Source organism: Rhizobium sp. P1_E6 (genome assembly GCF_056405875.1).
The window spans coordinates 1-16,974 of record NZ_JBFUBG010000029.1; the positions used below are offsets into that span (position 1 = coordinate 1).

Consider the following 16,974-nt stretch of genomic DNA (forward strand, 5'->3'; position numbering starts at 1 on the left):
ACCCGAAAGCAGATCAAACCGTTCGACCCCGTCGCCTACCGCCGGAGAAATATCATCGAACGTGCTTTCTGTCGCCTCAAGGACTGGAGGCGTGTCGCAACTCGATATGACAAGCTCATGCTCAACTTCGCGGCAACTTGCTACATCGCCGCCATCGTCATTTGGTGGGCCTGATTGAGTCTGGAGCCTAGAGCAATTGCAGCAAAAAATGCACTACGGTTTGCGTCCGGAATTGCGTGAAAACAAAGAGATAGAGCCTTTCGTGCTCAGGCGAGACGACCGACCGGAATGATCTCGCGCGCCTGCGCATGAAAGGGGCTCCCCTCCCAGTCGCCGTACCAGGCGTCGACGGTCAGCCCGGCATCGCGCATCAAGCCGGAGAGCTTGTCGCGCGACGTATAGAGGATTTTCGAGCGTCCGGAGAAGTGCTCGCCGGTCGAGAGCACGCGATAACCGTTCTCATAGGAAAGAATGCCGGTCGCCTCATCGTAATGCGACCTGTCGGAGGCCTCGATCGCACCGAGGTCTGCATGTTCGAGCTGGCGCACGCTGCCATGGCGTACATCGCGCTTCCCGCGGAAACCGGGATTACGCGTATCGAACACGAACCGGCCGGCCGGGCCGAGATGTGCGGCGATCGTCGCAAGGGCGGCGCGCTGGTCCTCTTCCGTCAGGAAGACCTGGAAGGCGTGCCCCGTCAGCACGATGAGATCATACCTCTTTCCGAGGCGAACGGTGCGAGCGTCACCCTCGACCCATTCCACCTTATCGCCACCCGCCCGCGACTTGCCGATATCGAGCATCGCTACAGCAGGATCGACGCCGGTGACGATACGCGTCGCGGCAAGGGCGGCCGTCAGTTCGCCGGTGCCGCAGCCGAGGTCAAGCGCAGACTGCGCGCCTTCCGCCAGCTTCATGCAGAAATCGAAATCCGGCCCCCAGCGATTGGCGGTATCGTAGAACTGTGCGAGCGCGGGGTCTCGATAGAGGGGATCATCGGAAATCTTGCTCATTCGCCTGAATTCTTCTCGCTGATGTAGAGATAGCGTTCCACTGTTTCGCCGGCCGCGTTCTGCTTGCTGAAGATCTCCCGTCGCTGATGCACCCGCCCGGCGACCTTCTGCGAGGGGAGATTTGCCAGGCTGACGATACTGACGAGGCGCAACAATCCCATGACTGAGAAGGCATGGTTGCGGCAGGCAGTCGCGGCCTCCGTGGCATAGCCCTTGCCCCAGTAATCCGGCCAGAGATGATAGCCTAGCTCCGGCTCCATTCCGCGCGATGTCTCCTGCAACGTGATCCCGCAGTCGCCGAGCAGATCGCCGCTCTTGCGATCGATCATCGCCCAGAGGCCAAAACCATTCTTCTCGTAGCTTTCAAAGGCGAGCCTGTTCAAGAAATCGCGCGTTGCCGCGGCATCTTTCACTGAAGGATAGTACCGCATGCACAGCGGGTCGCCGAAGATGCGTTCAAGCGCCGGCAGGTCCGCAACGGTGATTTCGCGCAACATCAGCCGATCGCTGCGCAGGATTTCCCGGATGATGGCCATTGTTTCATCCCTCTGTCATGGAGCGCGCCTAAGCCGCGCCCACTTCTTCAGTTCGCTTTATACGAGAGGTCCCGCCATGGCATCCGCAAAGATAAGCGTCATCGTCGTCGGCGCCGGCATTGTCGGCGCATCACTCGCCTTCCATTTCGCCCGCCGCGGGGCCGCCGTCCATGTGGTGGAAGAGGGCGCGCAGGCGGGCAGCGGCGTGACGGCGCGCGCCTTCGGCTGGGTGAATATCATCAATATCGCTCCGGGAGCGGTCAATTACCGCCTGGTGCAGGAGGCGCTCGCCGACTATGCCCGCCTGCAGGCCGATCTGCCGGATGCTTTTGTCGCCGCACGTCCCGGCTCGCTGTTCTGGCTTGGAGGTGCTGCCGAGACTGAGGCCTTCGCCGCAGCCCATCGCGCTGAAGGGACCGATGTCGAACTGGTAAATGCCGCGACCATCACCGCATGGGAGCCCAATCTACGCCAGCCTCCAGCCTGCGCCATGTTCTCGCCTCGCGATCTCGCGCTCGATCCTGCAAGGCTGGCGCGGGACCTGATCGATACCTCCGGTGCGACTGCCACGTTCGGCCGCAAGGTCGAAAACCTCATCCTTTCGGGTGACAGAGTGAGCGGTGTACGCTTCGCCGATGGCGGCATGGTCGAAGCCGATCTTGTGATCCTGGCAGGTGGAACCGCCGTTGACAAACTGGCAGAAAGCGTCGGCTTCCGCAGCGCCGTCGAAGCCTCGCCCTCGATCATCCTGCGCTATAGTTGCACCGCGCCCGTCGTAAACCGTATCCTCCGCGGCCCCGGCCTGGAAATCCGCCAGTCGGGGGATAACATACTGCATGTCGCCAAGGGCTATATCGACGATACGGCAGAGAATGCGCCGAAGAGGATTGGCGAACGGATACTCAAAGTGATGCACGAGCGCCTGCACCTGCCGGATGGCGTGGCGCTCGTCGAGGCTGCCGCAGGCTATAGGCCCTTCTTTTCCGACGGAATGCCGCGGCTTGGTTTCCTGCCCGGCATTGAGGGCGCCTATGTCGCCGTCGGCCATCCGGGCGTCATCCTGGCGCCGCTACTCGGGCGGCTCGCCGCAGAGCATGTGCTGGACGGGCAGCGTTCGCCGCTCGTACCGCTGCCGGCCTGATATGAAAAAAGCGGACCCGATGGGGTCCGTTTTTCCCTTATTTGCCGGGTTCGAAAACCATCGAATGCCCGTTGATGCAGTAGCGCAGGCCGGTCGGCGGCGGCCCGTCCGGGAAGACGTGGCCGAGATGGGCCTCGCAGGTGCCGCAGCGGATTTCCGTGCGCACCATGCCATAGGTGCTGTCGCGATGCTCGGTCACCGAGTCAGGGGAAACCGGCTCGAAATAGCTCGGCCAGCCGCATCCGGCATCGAACTTGGTGTCCGAGCGGAAGAGCGGCGCATTGCAGCTGACGCAGCGGTAGAGGCCGGTCTCGAAGGAATCCCAGTAGGGACCGGTAAAGGCGCGTTCGGTGCCGTGCTCGCGGGTGATACGGTACTGCTCGGGGGTCAGCAGTTCCTTCCATTCGGCATCGGTCTTGTGAACTTTCGGTGTAGCGGTCGTTTCGGCCATGGAGTGCTCCTTTCGCCGATGGGGGCAATCTCTTTCGTGCGCAAATGTGGTGCGCTGAGCGCGATTGATCAAGTCTGGGATCGGGCCTCGGGATCAAACCTTGCCGTCTCACCGCCCAATTCGCCATCTACTCAATTTGGGGCAAGACGACGAATCACCCGTGCTTTATCTTTAATGTGCCATTAAGCTTAATACTGCGTGTTTCGGGGACAAACGGTGTTTCACACTCTGATTATTGTTCTATACGGCGCAGTCGCCGCGATCGCCTTGGGCATGAGCCTGCTGGAAGGCTGGGTCAATCATGATCGCTGGACGGTGCACCGCATTGCCGGGCTGATCGCCTGCCTTTTCTGGCCGCTGCCGCTTGTTTTCTTCGTCCTGCACGGTTCCGTTTCCCGTCTCGCCACGCGTTTTTCCTGAACGTCAAACCTGCGAACACAGCCGCCTGCATCCATTGCGGGTTGCCGAAATCGCTTGAGGCTATCAGCCGATTCACCTAAGCCTTGGAAAAAGCCGGTTTTGCCGGCCTTCATCCGTGCTGCAGGGAGGGGACATGGCCGATGTCACGGCTCTGACATTTTTGGCCCTGTGTCTGCCGCTGATCGGTGCTCTCGCCGCTCCCGTCATCATCCGCCTCTTGGGCGCAGGCGGCGCCTGGGCGCTCGCTGTCGCCCCTTTGCTCGCCTTCCTGCATTTCCTGCGTCTCGTGCCGCAGATCGCGCGCGGCGAAATCGTAACCGGCGGTTATGACTGGGTGCCGGGCCTGGGCGTCCGCTTTTCCTGGTTCCTCGACGGATTGTCGCTCACCTTTGCTCTGTTGATTACCGGCATCGGCACGCTGATCGTGCTCTATGCCGGCGGATATCTCAAAGGCCATCCGGATCAGGGCCGGTTCTTCTCCTTCATCTTTCTCTTCATGGGCGCGATGCTGGGCGTCGTGATCTCCGACAGCTTCCTGATGTTCTTCATTTTCTGGGAGCTCACCTCGATCACCTCCTTCCTGCTGATTGGTTTCGATCATGAACGGGAAGCGGCACGACGCGCAGCACTCCAGGCGCTGGTCGTGACAGGCGGGGGAGGGCTGCTGCTGCTCGCCGGCTTGCTCATCCTCTGGGACATGACCGGCGTCGCGCAGCTATCCGACCTGCTGCAGTTCGGCGACGTCGTCAGGGGCAGCCCGCTCTACTTGGCGGCGCTGCTGCTGGTGCTCGGCGGCGCTTTCACCAAGTCGGCACAGTTTCCCTTCCATTTCTGGCTGCCGAACGCCATGGAAGCGCCGACTCCCGTTTCCGCCTATCTGCATTCCGCCACGATGGTGAAGGCCGGCGTCTATCTGCTGATGCGGCTGAACCCGGTCATGGGCGCGACGCCAGCATGGGAGGTCTTGCTGCCCGTCTTCGGTGGCCTGACGCTCGTTGTGGGCTCCGTGCTCGCCATACGCCAGACGGATCTGAAGCTGAAGCTTGCCTATACGACCGTTTCGTCCCTTGGCCTGCTGGTGATGCTGACCGGCTTCGGCTCGGCCTATGCCGTCGAAGCGGCGGTGCTTTATCTGGTGGCGCATTCGCTCTTCAAGGGAGCGCTCTTCATGGTCGCGGGTATCATTGACCATGAGACCGGCACGCGGAACATCACACGACTTCGGGGCCTGAGAAAGGCCATGCCGCTCACCTTTGCGATCGCCATAACCGCCGGAATGTCCATGGCCGGCCTGCCACCTTTCTTCGGCTTCCTGGCCAAGGAGGAAATCTATGCGGCACTTGCCGGTGGCGATCCCTATTCCATCCTCGCCACCGCAGTCGCCATTTTCGGCAATGCGTTGATGTTCGCGATCGCCTTTGCCGTGGCGCTGAGACCCTTCTTCGGCCCGCCGGTAGAGACACCGAAACATCCGCACGAGGCGCCGATCCTGCTCTGGTTCGGCCCGGCCGTTCTTGCTCTGGCAGGTCCGCTTGCCGCATTCTTTTCCGGCGTCACGAATCGCATGATTTCCTCGCCAATGGCTTCCGCCGTGGCGGGCCGGCCCATGGCAGTCTCCATTTCGCTTGTCCCTCATGTCGGCGTGCCGCTTGCCCTGTCCCTGCTGACGATAGTGCTCGGCATCGCCGTCTATTGGCAGCTCGATCGCGCCCGTGCGCTCGTGGCCTATATGCTGCGTTCCGCCCACGGCCCTGATCGTGGTTTCGATCACGCCATCGCCGGGCTTGTCCGTTTCGCCCATCGCGTCATCGGTATCGTCCAGCCGGGACGTCTGGATATCTACGTCGCCTGTACCTTCCTCTGCGTCGCGGCAATTCTGCTCGTGCCGCTCGTCACCCACGGCGAACTTCCGGCGACTTTTGTTTGGCCCAACGACCTGCGCCTGCATGAAGCCGGCATCATGCTCATCGCTGTGCTCGGCCTTCTTGCCGTCTTGATCGCCCGCGACCGGCTGACGGCGATCGTCTCGCTCGGCATTCAGGGTTTCGCTGTTGCGCTGATCTTCCTGCTCTTCGGCGCCCCCGACCTCGCTTTTACCCAGTTCATGGTCGAAACGCTCGCGGTCGTCATCCTCGCCCTCGTGATGACCCGGCTGCGCCTTTCACCGACCGATCCGCGCCACGGCGCCCGCCGTCTCTTCGATATCGCCCTTTCGCTCGCCTGCGGCCTGGGCTTGGCACTACTCCTGATGCGGGCCACGGAGGCGCCGTTCAACACGGCGCTCAGCGATTTTTTCAATGCCCATTCAAAGCTGATCGCCCACGGCGCCAATGTCGTGAACGTCATCATCGTCGATTTCCGCGGCACGGACACGCTCGGCGAAATCGCCGTCGTCGCGGTGACGGGACTGGCGATCCTCGCGCTCATCCGCATTCGCGGCAATACGGAGCGGCGGCTGGCAACGAACGATCCGGACGCGGAGGGCGCAGAATGATGTTTGCCAGCCCGCCGCGCTTTCCCAAGCTCCTTCATTCCTGTGCTTGTCACAGGAATCCAGTGTGTTCAGGTCCTTGGACACAGAAGACCCTTTCCCTTGTAGCGTATGAGTTGTTCACGGCGTGGACGCGCAGTGGCTGGATACCTGTGGCAAGCACAGGAAAGAGGGACAGAGGGTTGCCCCGGACAGACCACTTGAACGTTTGCAGTCGGTCTTCGGCCTATCCAGTTACGCCTCTTCATGGAGGCACGCCATGAACACCCTCATCTTCCGCACCATCGCCCCCTTCATCACCGCGCTGATGCTGCTTTTCTCCGTCTTCATCCTGCTGCGCGGCCACAACGAGCCCGGCGGCGGCTTCATCGGCGGGCTGATCGCAGCCTCGGCGCTCGCGATCTACGGCATTGCCTTCGGTGTGGAAGCAGTACGCCGGGCGATCCGCTTCCACCCGCTGGCGATTGCCGGCTTCGGGCTGCTGCTCTCCTGCCTCGCCGGCCTGATCTCCGTCCTCTTTGCCGTGCCCTTCATGACCGGCCTCTGGGTCTATCCCGTCCTCTTCGGTGTGGAAGTGCCGCTCTCGACGGTCATGCTGTTCGATCTCGGCGTCTATTTCGTCGTCCTCGGCGCAGTCGCCTCGATTGCGCTGGCACTGGAAGAAAGGGAGGTCGACTGATGGAAGCGCTTTTCGCCATCCTCGTCGGCCTGTTCTTTTCGGCCGCGGTCTATCTGATGCTGTCACGGTTCTCGATCCGCATCATGCTCGGCATTGCCATTCTCGGCAATGCCGTGAACCTTCTGATCTTCACGGCAGGAAGGCTGACCCGGGAAGTTCCGCCGATCATCCCCGCTGGCGCTGACATACTGCCATCGGGTGCCGCAAATCCGCTGCCGCAGGCGCTGATCCTGACCGCGATCGTCATCTCATTTTCCTTCCTCGCTTTCCTGCTGGTGTTGACCTATCGCGCCTATCAGGAGCTCGGCACTGACGATACGACCCGCATGCATGATGCCGAACCTGAAGACCGGCCGCTACCGCCGTTGGGGTATTGAGGATGGCTGTGCGGATGCTCACCCCCCTCTGCCCTGCCGGGCATCTCCCCCACAAGGGGGGAGATCGACCCGTGGCCCGACCTTCGCACATCGCTGACGTACTGCAGTTTGGGACGCTTCTTGTTTGGGGAAGCCCGCGCTTCCAGCCGATCTTCCCCCTCATGGGAGGCACCGCCTAATGGCCGCCCCCGTCTCCGATCTTTCTGCCGCCATGGTCACCGCTCCGATCCCGCTGGTCCATTGGCTGGCGATCCTGCCGGTCGCGCTTTGCATCAGCCTCGGCGCGCTGCTCTTGATGCTGCGCAGCTTTCCCCGCCTGCAGGCATGGATCGCCATTACCGGCCTCGCCGTTCTCGTGCTTCTCGACGCCGCTCTGCTGCGGCAGGTCGTCCAACACGGCCCGCTCACCATGGTCATGGGCCGCTGGCTGCCGCCCTTCGGCATCGCTTTCACAGTGGATATTCTGAGCGCGCTGATGGCGCTCGCTGCCGCTGTGGCGACCCTGGCCACCGGCATCTATGCTCTGTCGGATACGACCGAAAGCGGCCGGAGATACGGTTTCTTCCCGCTGCTGATGCTGCTGATATCAGGTGTCACTGGCGCCTTCCTGACCGGCGATATCTTCAACCTCTATGTCTGGTTCGAGGTGCTGCTCATATCCTCCTTCGGCCTGCTGATTCTTGGCTCCGAACGGGCGCAGATCGATGGCGCGCTGAAATATGCGGTGCTGAACCTCATCGCCACCACGCTGTTCCTGATATCGGTCGGCATCCTCTATGCGAGCTTCGGCACGCTCAACATGGCCGATATCGCCGAGCGGTCAGCGGGCCTTGCCGGCACCGCGCCCTTGATGACGCTTGCCTGCCTCTTTCTGCTCGCCTTCGCCATGAAGGCCGCGGCCTTTCCGGTCAATTTCTGGCTGCCGGCCTCCTATCACACGCCGCGCATTGCCGTTTCCGCGCTCTTTGCCGGCCTGCTGACCAAGGTGGGTGTCTATGCACTGCTGCGCGTCCTCGTCATGCTGCTGCCGGCCGAACGGGATGAACTCAGCCTGCTGATAGCCATAGTCGGTGCCCTGACCGTCCTCGTCGGCGCATTGGGCGCTCTCGCCGAAACCGACCTGCGCCGGCTGCTCGGCTATGTGGTGATCTCGGGCATCGGCAACATGCTGATCGGCGCTGCTCTTGGCACGGCGGACGGCCTGGGTGGCGCGGTCTTTTACGCATTGCATTCGGTCGTACTGATGACGGCGCTCTATCTTCTCGTCGGCGAGGCGGGAAGGCGGGGTGGCTCCTTCTCGCTTGCCGCGCTCGGTGGTCTCTATCGCCAGAACGGCTGGTTCGCGGCGATTTCGTTCATGCTGCTCTTCGCCGCCTGCGGCCTGCCGCCCTTTTCCGGCTTCTGGCCGAAAGTGCTGCTGGTCAAGGCCTCGCTCGATCTTGGTGCCTGGTGGCTGGCCGGCGCGATCCTGCTCGGCGGCTTCCTGCTGACGATCACCATCGGTCGTGTCTTCCTGCTCGCTTACTGGCGTCCATCCCCGCTGCTCCTGCCGCCGATGCGGACCGGCTGGACGGCCGGTTTGCCGCTTGCGGCATTGACGATCCTCGTCATCGGTTTCGGCATCCTGCCGGAGCAATTGCTGCAGCTCGTCCGGTCGGCAGCCGATGGGCTGGCGGATCCCTCCGCCTACATCTTCTCCGTCTTTCCGGAAGGGGCTCTGCAATGATCGTCCTGTTCCTCAGCCTGCCACTTGCCATCGCCTGGGTTGCCGTGACAGGCAGCGCTTCGCCGCATAATTTCGTTCTCGGCCTGGCCCTGTCGCTGCTGTCGCTTGCTGTCGTGCGTGAGGCCTTTGCCCGCCGTTCGCTGCCGCGCCGTATCCGTCCGCTGCGCGTCCTCCTGCTGGCCGGCCTTTTCCTGAAGGAGTTGGCGCTTTCCGCCTGGCGGGTGGCGCTGACGGTGCTGTCGCCGCGCATGCAGCTCGCACCCGGCATTCTTGCATTCCCACTGAGCGTGACGAGCGATTTCCAGATCGCCCTGCTTGCCAATCTCATCACGCTGACGCCGGGAACACTCTCCGTCGATGTCTCCGAGGATCGGCGCACGCTCTATGTCCATGCACTGGATTGCGCCGATCCGGAGACGGTCAGGCGCGGCATTGCTGATGGTTTCGAACGCCGCATCATGGAGGCCTTCGGATGATAACGCCCGCCGCCATCGTTTCCGCCGCGGCCATAACAGCGCTTGGCATCCTCTGCCTTGCCTTGCTTGTCACCGTCTGGCGGGTCATCGTCGGCCCCAGCCTGCCGGATCGAATCCTGGCGCTCGACATGCTGACGGGTATCGCGATCGGCTTCATCGCCGTCGTCGCTGTGCGTACCGGCTTCTCGCTTTACATCGATATCGCCATTGCGCTCGGCCTCGTCGGCTTCCTGGCAACGGTCGCCTTCGCCCGTTTCGTGCTCTCGCGCGGAAAGGCGGGAGAAGCTGGGCCTGTGACGCGAAGGAGGAGCGAATGATGATGGACTACGCGCTGGCGATAATCACCGCGGTCCTGCTGGTGGCTGGCGCCTTGTTCGCGCTGGTGGCTGCGATCGGTATCGTGCGCTTGCCGGATCTCTACACGCGCATGCACGCCGCCTCCAAGGCCGGCACGGTCGGTTCCGGCCTGTTGTTGCTTGCCGCCGGTCTTTACTCAGGTGAACTTGCCGTGCTTGTGAGGGCGCTCGCCGGTTTCCTCTTTTTCATCTTGACGGCGCCGGTTTCTGCACACCTTCTTGCGAGAGCTTCGCATAAAACTGGACATTTCCCGGTCCTTACCTCAGTACGTGACGATATGCGAATACGCTAGGATGAGGGCTATTCAGAATTTTAAGCAATTTTACGCAAACTTATGCACTGGAAGCACGAGTAAAGCTTGCTGAACTGCTGACCAATTCTTTKTGATGGATTTTTTTTCTAGGAAAATCACAATTAATAATTGGCCTTTTTGGAAAACGATGCTATTTGAAAAACTAAGTAGAGTTCTGATTGTGAATTAGAATCGTACTGCTTCCAAGTCCCTTAGCCTTGATTGCCAATGTCTAACTGGGTGATGGCCTGGAAGAATACGTAGTAGCTCACTTTCAGGCAGTATTAGCGCAGAAATACGGTCTTCGGAATCTAGGGGTGGATTTCCGGTTTTTCGAAACAAAGGCTGCTGCCTGCTCTTTTGCTGTTTGGCTCTGCGACGAGGGTTCTTTGTCTTTTGGGAGAAGGACCATTTGAGCATGCTAACAGGAGAAAGAATATGACGGATATGGCGACCGGCAATGCGCCGGAGCTGCTTGTGGAACTGACGGCCGATATCGTCGCGGCCTATGTCAGCAACCACGTTGTCCCGGTCAGCGACCTGGCCAATCTGATTTCCGACGTACATTCGGCATTGAGCAACACATCCGTACCGCAGCCGGTGGCAGCGGTCGTCGAAAAGCAGAAGCCCGCAGTCTCTGTCCGCAAGTCCGTACAGGACGAGCAGATTACGTGCCTGGAATGTGGCGGCAACTTCAAGTCCTTGAAGCGTCACCTGATGACGCATCACAATCTCGCGCCGGAAGAATATCGCGAGAAGTGGGATCTGCCTGCCGATTACCCGATGGTGGCCCCAGCCTATGCCGAAGCGCGCTCGCGCCTCGCAAAGGAAATGGGCCTGGGACAGCGCCGCAAGCGCGGTCGCGGCTGAATATTATACAGCTGGACGATAAAAAGCCGGGCCTGTTGCCCGGCTTTTTTGTATTTGCCGGTCGTCCCATCGAATGACTTTCGGCCCTCGTCATTTATCTTCAAAAAAAGCACGGCAAAAAATGTCGGCCCCGCGATTGCTCATCCGTCTCTAGAGCATGTCGCGCAAAAGTGCGCAGCGGTTTTGCGTTCGGAATTGCGTGAAAGCAAAGAGATCGGGCATCTCCGTGTTTCGAAGAAAGCGGAGATCTCAGACAGGCAGGCACTCATGCCGCCGTAAACAAGAGGAGAAGAGACAATGCGCGTAATGGTCATCGTCAAGGCGACAGCAGACAGTGAAGCAGGCGTCATGCCCTCGACTGAACTTCTGGAGGCCATGGGCAAATATAACGAGGATCTGGTCAATGCCGGCATCATGCTGGCTGGCGAAGGCCTGCATCCGTCGTCCAAGGGAAAGCGCGTCGCTTTCGATGGCCCGAAACGCCTCGTCATCGACGGCCCCTTCGCCGAAACCAAGGAACTGATCGCCGGTTACTGGCTGTGGCAGGTCAAGGACATGGACGAGGTGTTGGAATGGATCAAGCGTTGCCCCAATCCGATGCCAGGCCCGAGCGAAATCGAGATACGCCAGGTCTTCGAAGCCGCTGATTTCGGCGAAGCCTTCACGCCGGAGCTTGCCGAACAGGAAGAGCGCCTGCGCGAAAAGATGGCTGACGGCAAATAGTCCCATCAGGGGACATTATACACGGGCGTCCGGTGGATTTCCTCCGGGCGCTCAGCCGTGTGTCTTGCAGCTCTGTATTATACCGATCACGCGCCCTCAGGCGGCAGCGCGTACACGCGCTTCCTCGCGGATGCGGTTTACCATGGAGCGCAGCCCGTTGGAGCGCTGCGAGGAGAGGTTTTCGGTGAGCCCGATCTTGGAGAAGATTTCGAAGGCATCAAGCGAAGCGATTTCGGACGCCGTTTTGCCGGAATAGGTGGCGAGCACGATGGCGACGAGGCCACGCACGATATGCGCATCGGAATCGCCCTCGAAACTCATCAGCGGATTGTCCGGATTGCCGGACGTATGCGTTACCAGCCACACCTGGCTGGCGCAGCCCATGACCTTGTTCTCGGAGGTCTTCTTCTCGTCGGCCAGGTCCGGCAGCGCCTTGCCGAGTTCGATGACGTATCGGTAGCGGTCTTCCCAGTCGTCCAGGAAGGAGAAATCGTCGATGATCTGGTCGAGGGTCGCCATGCTGTCAGGCCTTTCAGTGTTATCCGTTCATATAGGCGAAGCGACCGCAGATTTGAACCGTTAAAAAGAAAAGCCGCGAGGGATGGGCATCCTCGCGGCGCAGCAAAATGCTGAAATAAACAGGGCAGGCACGTCAGGCATGGGGCATCTCCGCGTCATGCGGACCACCGATGCAAGCTTGGATACGGGCGGCGTCGCCCGCAAAAATTTGTCAGATCGCCGGCTTCGGTGTCGGCAGCGGGATCRCGCCGGCCGGAATGGTGCCAGCCGAGATAGTGCCGGTCACGACCCGTTCGGCCGAAACACCCTCGTCTACCGGCGGGCGGTAGGGCTGCGGCAGGTGCGGCATCGGCTGGCTCAGCGCAGCCTGTGCCTCACGCACGGTATTGGTCACGGCGTCCGGCAGGGAAGGAGCGGCGAGCGCCACGGGCGCTTGCGGCACGGCCGACTTTGCGGAAGCCATTTTGGATGCATCGTCCGTGAACTGGCTGTCGAGCAGTTCATAGGCGACACGGGCGCCCTCGCGGGCCCGGTAGCCGAGAGCCGTCAAGGTCTCAGCACCCTTGCTGCAGACCTCGGGTTTTTCGGAGCACATGCCGGTCATATAGTCATAGGCGCCGCTTGCCGCCGTGAAGGCGTCGGAAAGCTGCAATTGCGTGTGGCCGGTATTGTCGCGGCTCTCCGAGCTGAAAACCGAGAGAGCGACGAGTACAAGGCCAAACCAGAATGATCCTTTGATCAGAAACCACATTGTCTTGCCCATCCTGTTTCCCCGTTCGGTCTTGTTGCCGAATCGGGCCGGTTGTCCGGTGTGTTTTCACCCTACCGCCAAGTTGCGAATGCCGCTTTTCGAAACTCGCTGGCATTTGCGGCAAATTTGTCTCGAATTTTAATGATCGGCATTTTCGGGGCATTTCAGTCGAATTCTAACGATCGCCGTTAAGCATGGTGGCAGTCGCTGCCTGCAATTGCTGGGCTTTTGGTCCGCCGTCTTGCCACAAGAGTTAACGCAATGCTGAAATATGAGGAAAATCCGTCGCTTACCTGCTATTAACCACAAAATTCAAAGAGCATTGCGGATGGCCCAAAACGGGACTTTTGGCGTTTTTGGGCTGTGGAGGGCGACTTTGCCTTATCCTTTCTTTAAGCCGCGAGGGCCTATTGTCCGGGTCAATGAAAGGCCTTTTTGGCAGGTATTGCGTGCGTGTATTGAGTGACATTGGCGGCCGGGCGACAGCCCTCGTGGACCGGGCAGCGGCAGGCTGGCTTTCCCGGACGAGCGGCGGCGAAGCTGTGCGCCAGAGCGAGCTCGCCATTCTGCGCCGCCTCGTCTTCCTCTCCTCTGCCGCTCTTATTGCCGCTCCGGTCGGCCTCTCCATCGTCACCAGCCCCGCTGTTGCGCTACCGGCCGGTGTCGCCACGGTCTGCGCCGCCTTCCTGTTTTCTGCCGTCGGCAGCATCGCGCTTTCCCGCCAGGCTATCCCCCCGAACACAGCAGCAGCGAGCGCCGACGATCTCTTCCTTGAAATGAGCCCGGGTCTCGTGCTCTTCCTCGACCCTCATGGCGCTGTGACGACGGCGGGTGGCCGCGACAAGCGCGACTATCTCACCTGGATGCGCGATCTGAAGGGCAGGGGTTTCTTCGAACAGGTCCATGTCTCCGACCGCATCCTCTTCCTGCAGGCGCTGGATGCCATGCGCCAGGGCGAGGAAAAGGCAACCGTCGATCTCAGGCTGGAACGTCCCTCCGTCTCGCGCGATAACCGCCAGTTCGCCTATCTGCGCATGGACATGACCGCGCGACGGGATATGGACGGCGTGCTTTCGGCCGTCATTGCCCAGTTGCATGACGTGTCGGTGGAGCAACGGCTTCGCGCCGAGGCGCAGACGCGTGCGGCCGACGCGGAATCGGCCAATGACGCCAAGTCCCGTTTCCTCGCCGCCGTCAGCCACGAGCTGCGCACACCGCTGAACGCCATCCTTGGCTTCTCGGATATCCTGATCGGCGAATATTTCGGCAAGTTCGAAAACGACCGCCAGCGCGAATATGTCGGCCTGGTCCGTGAATCCGGCGCGCACCTGCTCTCCGTCGTCAACACGATGCTGGACATGAGCAAGATCGAGGCCGGCCGTTATGACCTGCTGCTCGAGCCTTTCGATATCGGTGCGTCGATCCGATCCTGTGAATCGATGCTGGCGCTGCAGGCCAAGAGCAAGGGTGTCACTCTGACGAACCGCGTCCAGCGCGGCATCGGCGAAGTGATGGCCGATCAGCGCGCATTGCAGCAGATCCTCATCAATCTCGTCGGCAATGCCGTGAAGTTCACCGAAGCCGGTGGCGTGGTCACCGTCGATGCGGCCATGCGCGACGGCATTCTCAAGCTGACAGTCAGCGATACCGGCATCGGCATTCCCGCCGACAGGCTCGCCACACTCGGCCAACCTTTCGTCCAGATTCAGAATGATTATACCCGCCGTTTCGAGGGCACGGGTCTTGGCCTCTCGCTGGTCAAGGGACTTGTCGCCCTGCATGGCGGCCATTTTGCCATCGCCAGCCAGCCGGGCGAAGGCACCATCATCACCATCGAGATCGCGGCGGATGGTTCCGGCGCCTGCACCGGTGAGGATGCCGGCCATGCGGGGGCGGTCGAGTTTCCGCCACGGCTGAAGGGTGCGGTTGTCGCCGCAGAAGTGGAGGAGGGGCTCTTCGATGGCCGCGCGCAAGCGAAAATCGCCTAAGGGCAAGAAGGCGCGGCAGCAGCCGGGCCTTTTGATGACCGGTGTGGCGGCGCTTGGTGGCGTCGGCCTGCAGGGCGCGAGTGCGCTGGGCGGCCTCGGCCTTCAGGGCGCAGGTGTGCTTGGCGGCGTCATCGGCCGCAATCCCTCCGTTGCCGGTGGCACGATCGCCTTCGTCGTCATCTTCTCTTTCGTCGCCGCCAATGCGCTCTGGTATCAGYCGGGCTCGCACCCGCATCCGATCTTCCGCACCCGCGATCCGGGCGCGCCGAACGCCATCGGCTTCCGTCCGCAGACCGAGCCGCAGGGCGATGTCACCACTTTCCGCATCGAGCGGCCGGACGATGCCGGCGCAACGACAGATACGACACCGCCTGCTGCAGCCGCCCAGCAGCCGAACCAGCTCGTCATGGATATCCAGAAGGAGCTGATCCGCCGCGGCCTTTATAACGGCAATGCCGACGGCGTCATCGGCCCGCGCACCAGTGCGGCCATCCTCTTCTTCGAGGAAACGGTCGGTATGGCGCAGAGCGGGGATGCGACGCCTGATGTGCTCGCAGCGCTCAGAACCGATGCTGTCGGCCCCTCGACCATTCCCGCCGAAAAACCGCGGGAGGATGTGACGTCGAAGGCGACGGAGGAAGATCCGGTGGCAGCCGCCATCCGCAGCGCCGAAAAGACCGTCAAGACGGCGCCGTCCTCGCCGAAGCAGGTTCCGCTGTCAGGAATTTCCAATGTCGATCTGGTGCTGAAGATCCAGAAGGGCCTCACCAACATGGCCTACGCAAATGTCGGCGTCGATGGAGTGGCAGGCGAACAGACCCGCGCTGCCATCAAACATTTCCAGAAGCACTACAACTTGCCGGAAAATGGCGAGCCAAGTGAAGCCGTGCTGAAGAAGCTCAAGGAAATCGGCGCGCTCTAGGTCAGATCAAAGCCGTGCTGCGCATCACGGCGCCTATTGCCTGATCAACTCCCTTATCCGCTCCACTGGCGAATTGCCGGACCGGGGGCCGAAGCACCTTGGCCTCATCGCCGATATCGACCAGTCGGCCCATTTCCAAACCGGATGAACCTTCGGCCCTTCATTCCCTGTCGTCAAACTTGCCGCGCCAGGGCTGGCGGCCTGTTCGACAGCCGCAGGAGACGGTAGTCGACGGTCGGCACCCGTCCTTCGACATCGACCACCTCTTCGATCGGGCCGATATTGACGGCCGCCGATGTCCGGTAGCGTTTCGGCGCAATGCCGGTTACGCGCTTGAAGGCGTTGCTGAAGGCGCTTTCGGAAGTATAGCCGAGCGAAAGCGCCAGCGAGGAAACGGGCGTCGAGCCCTCGCGCAACGCCCGTTCGGCAAGACGCATGCGCCAGGCGGTGAGATAGGTGAGCGGAGCGACGCCCGCGACCGTCTTGAAGCGCAGCGCAAAGCTGGTGCGCGACATGCCGGCCGATTTCGCCAATTCCGAAAGTTGCCAATCGTGCGCCGGGTCCGCATGCATGAGGCGCAGCGCCGGCGCAATCTTTTCGTCGCCGAACGCGCGCAGCCAGCCGACGGTCAGCGGCTCCGATGTCATGATATGGGCGCGCAGCACCTGCACGAAGATGAGCTGCGAAAGCTGGGTGGAGGCAAGCAGCGCGCCCGGCTGGCCTGCCGCCATTTCCCGCACCAGCTGGTCGAGCAGCCAGCGCAGCACGCCGGCTTCCGCAACGGTCGCCCGCACATGGATGACCGGCGGCAGCACGTCGAGCAGCAGCGCCGTACCGGTCGGACCAAGCGCGATATGGCCGCCGATATAGAGGAAGTCCTCGCCGGTGCCGTGCCGCGCCATGCCATTGACCTTCTTGTCCTTGAAGGTTGTGACGGCATCGGCCGGCGTCACCGCAAGATCGGTTGCCAGCACGAAGGAATGCTTGCCGTTGAGCAGGACTACGTCGCCGGCTTCGAGCAGGATCGGCGCGCTGCCATTGTCCAGCACCAGCCAGCACCGGCCCTTGGCCACCGCGCTGATCTTGATGCGGTTCGGCTGCGGAAAGGCGAGTGCCCAGGGGCCGCCGGCAATCAGCCCGCCGGCCATCAGGCAGCGGGCATCGAGCAGACTGAGCATTTCGGAGAGAGGATCACTGGTCATCTTTGTACGATGGCGCAAGAAATCGGGATTTACAAGCATT

Annotated in this window: 20 protein-coding genes; 14 read left to right on the plus strand and 6 right to left on the minus strand. The window is 61.5% G+C overall.

The window, feature by feature from the left end:
• Positions 1-12 precede the first annotated feature (12 nt).
• Positions 13-174 carry a transposase gene (locus AC1D35_RS16270; RefSeq protein ID WP_477939117.1) on the plus strand — a complete coding sequence of 54 codons (162 nt, stop codon included), beginning with the start codon at positions 13-15 and terminating at the stop codon, positions 172-174.
• A 92-nt stretch (positions 175-266) separates the two neighbouring features.
• On the opposite strand, the gene AC1D35_RS16275 is transcribed toward AC1D35_RS16270, so the two are convergent.
• Positions 267-1,013 (minus strand): class I SAM-dependent methyltransferase, encoded by a 747-nt coding sequence (locus AC1D35_RS16275; protein WP_113310024.1) that lies wholly within the window; start codon positions 1,011-1,013, stop codon positions 267-269.
• Positions 1,010-1,549 (minus strand): GNAT family N-acetyltransferase, encoded by a 540-nt coding sequence (locus AC1D35_RS16280; protein WP_113301655.1) that lies wholly within the window; start codon positions 1,547-1,549, stop codon positions 1,010-1,012. The genes AC1D35_RS16275 and AC1D35_RS16280 overlap by 4 nt, the downstream gene beginning before the upstream one ends.
• Positions 1,550-1,625: 76 nt before the next feature.
• On the opposite strand from AC1D35_RS16280, the gene AC1D35_RS16285 reads away from it, so the two are divergent.
• Positions 1,626-2,690 (plus strand): FAD-dependent oxidoreductase, encoded by a 1,065-nt coding sequence (locus AC1D35_RS16285; RefSeq protein ID WP_162748545.1) that lies wholly within the window; start codon positions 1,626-1,628, stop codon positions 2,688-2,690.
• A gap of 37 nt (positions 2,691-2,727) precedes the next feature.
• On the opposite strand, the gene msrB is transcribed toward AC1D35_RS16285, so the two are convergent.
• The gene (msrB, locus tag AC1D35_RS16290; RefSeq protein ID WP_113310026.1) at positions 2,728-3,141 is read right to left on the minus strand and encodes a peptide-methionine (R)-S-oxide reductase MsrB; all 414 of its coding nucleotides are present in this window, start codon (positions 3,139-3,141) and stop codon (positions 2,728-2,730) included.
• A 216-nt stretch (positions 3,142-3,357) separates the two neighbouring features.
• Here msrB and AC1D35_RS16295 point away from each other — a divergent pair, with 216 nt between their 5' ends.
• The 10 genes from AC1D35_RS16295 (at position 3,358) to AC1D35_RS16340 (ending at position 11,552) form a co-directional block, all read left to right on the plus strand.
• Entirely contained in the window at positions 3,358-3,561 is a 204-nt protein-coding gene (locus AC1D35_RS16295) for a hypothetical protein (protein ID WP_113301590.1), read from the plus strand.
• 133 nt (positions 3,562-3,694) lie between these two features.
• The gene (locus tag AC1D35_RS16300; protein WP_113310027.1) at positions 3,695-6,055 is read left to right on the plus strand and encodes a putative monovalent cation/H+ antiporter subunit A; all 2,361 of its coding nucleotides are present in this window, start codon (positions 3,695-3,697) and stop codon (positions 6,053-6,055) included.
• Positions 6,056-6,311: 256 nt separating this feature from the next.
• Complete coding sequence (locus tag AC1D35_RS16305) at positions 6,312-6,731, plus strand: Na+/H+ antiporter subunit B (RefSeq protein WP_113310028.1); 420 nt, start codon at positions 6,312-6,314, stop codon at positions 6,729-6,731.
• A complete protein-coding gene (locus AC1D35_RS16310) occupies positions 6,731-7,108 on the plus strand; it encodes a Na+/H+ antiporter subunit C (protein ID WP_113301593.1) in 378 nt (125 codons plus the stop codon). The genes AC1D35_RS16305 and AC1D35_RS16310 overlap by 1 nt, the downstream gene beginning before the upstream one ends.
• 178 nt (positions 7,109-7,286) lie before the next feature.
• A complete protein-coding gene (locus AC1D35_RS16315; protein ID WP_113310029.1) occupies positions 7,287-8,834 on the plus strand; it encodes a Na+/H+ antiporter subunit D in 1,548 nt (515 codons plus the stop codon).
• On the plus strand, positions 8,831-9,310 hold the full coding sequence (locus AC1D35_RS16320) for a Na+/H+ antiporter subunit E (RefSeq protein ID WP_113310030.1): 480 nt from the start codon (positions 8,831-8,833) through the stop codon (positions 9,308-9,310). The genes AC1D35_RS16315 and AC1D35_RS16320 overlap by 4 nt, the downstream gene beginning before the upstream one ends.
• Positions 9,307-9,627, plus strand: coding sequence for a cation:proton antiporter (locus tag AC1D35_RS16325; protein ID WP_113310031.1), 321 nt, complete (start codon positions 9,307-9,309; stop codon positions 9,625-9,627). Before AC1D35_RS16320 ends, AC1D35_RS16325 begins: the two co-directional genes overlap by 4 nt.
• Positions 9,627-9,959 carry a monovalent cation/H(+) antiporter subunit G gene (gene mnhG / locus AC1D35_RS16330; protein ID WP_113310076.1) on the plus strand — a complete coding sequence of 111 codons (333 nt, stop codon included), beginning with the start codon at positions 9,627-9,629 and terminating at the stop codon, positions 9,957-9,959. Before AC1D35_RS16325 ends, mnhG begins: the two co-directional genes overlap by 1 nt.
• Before the next feature lie 438 nt (positions 9,960-10,397).
• Positions 10,398-10,829 carry a Ros/MucR family transcriptional regulator gene (locus AC1D35_RS16335; RefSeq protein ID WP_007821525.1) on the plus strand — a complete coding sequence of 144 codons (432 nt, stop codon included), beginning with the start codon at positions 10,398-10,400 and terminating at the stop codon, positions 10,827-10,829.
• A gap of 297 nt (positions 10,830-11,126) precedes the next feature.
• Positions 11,127-11,552 carry a YciI family protein gene (locus tag AC1D35_RS16340; RefSeq protein WP_113310032.1) on the plus strand — a complete coding sequence of 142 codons (426 nt, stop codon included), beginning with the start codon at positions 11,127-11,129 and terminating at the stop codon, positions 11,550-11,552.
• Positions 11,553-11,648: 96 nt separating this feature from the next.
• Here the strand turns inward: AC1D35_RS16340 and AC1D35_RS16345 are convergent, their stop codons facing one another.
• On the minus strand, positions 11,649-12,071 hold the full coding sequence (locus tag AC1D35_RS16345; protein ID WP_113310033.1) for a SufE family protein: 423 nt from the start codon (positions 12,069-12,071) through the stop codon (positions 11,649-11,651).
• A 211-nt stretch (positions 12,072-12,282) separates the two neighbouring features.
• Entirely contained in the window at positions 12,283-12,822 is a 540-nt protein-coding gene (locus AC1D35_RS16350; protein WP_477939118.1) for a DUF5330 domain-containing protein, read from the minus strand.
• Positions 12,823-13,244: 422 nt separating this feature from the next.
• Here AC1D35_RS16350 and AC1D35_RS16355 point away from each other — a divergent pair, with 422 nt between their 5' ends.
• On the plus strand, positions 13,245-14,810 hold the full coding sequence (locus AC1D35_RS16355; RefSeq protein WP_477939089.1) for a sensor histidine kinase: 1,566 nt from the start codon (positions 13,245-13,247) through the stop codon (positions 14,808-14,810).
• The gene (locus tag AC1D35_RS16360) at positions 14,782-15,732 is read left to right on the plus strand and encodes a peptidoglycan-binding domain-containing protein (protein WP_477939091.1); all 951 of its coding nucleotides are present in this window, start codon (positions 14,782-14,784) and stop codon (positions 15,730-15,732) included. The genes AC1D35_RS16355 and AC1D35_RS16360 overlap by 29 nt, the downstream gene beginning before the upstream one ends.
• A gap of 173 nt (positions 15,733-15,905) precedes the next feature.
• On the opposite strand, the gene AC1D35_RS16365 is transcribed toward AC1D35_RS16360, so the two are convergent.
• Positions 15,906-16,973, minus strand: coding sequence for an AraC family transcriptional regulator (locus AC1D35_RS16365; RefSeq protein WP_113310035.1), 1,068 nt, complete (start codon positions 16,971-16,973; stop codon positions 15,906-15,908).
• Between the last annotated feature and the right edge of the window lies 1 nt (position 16,974).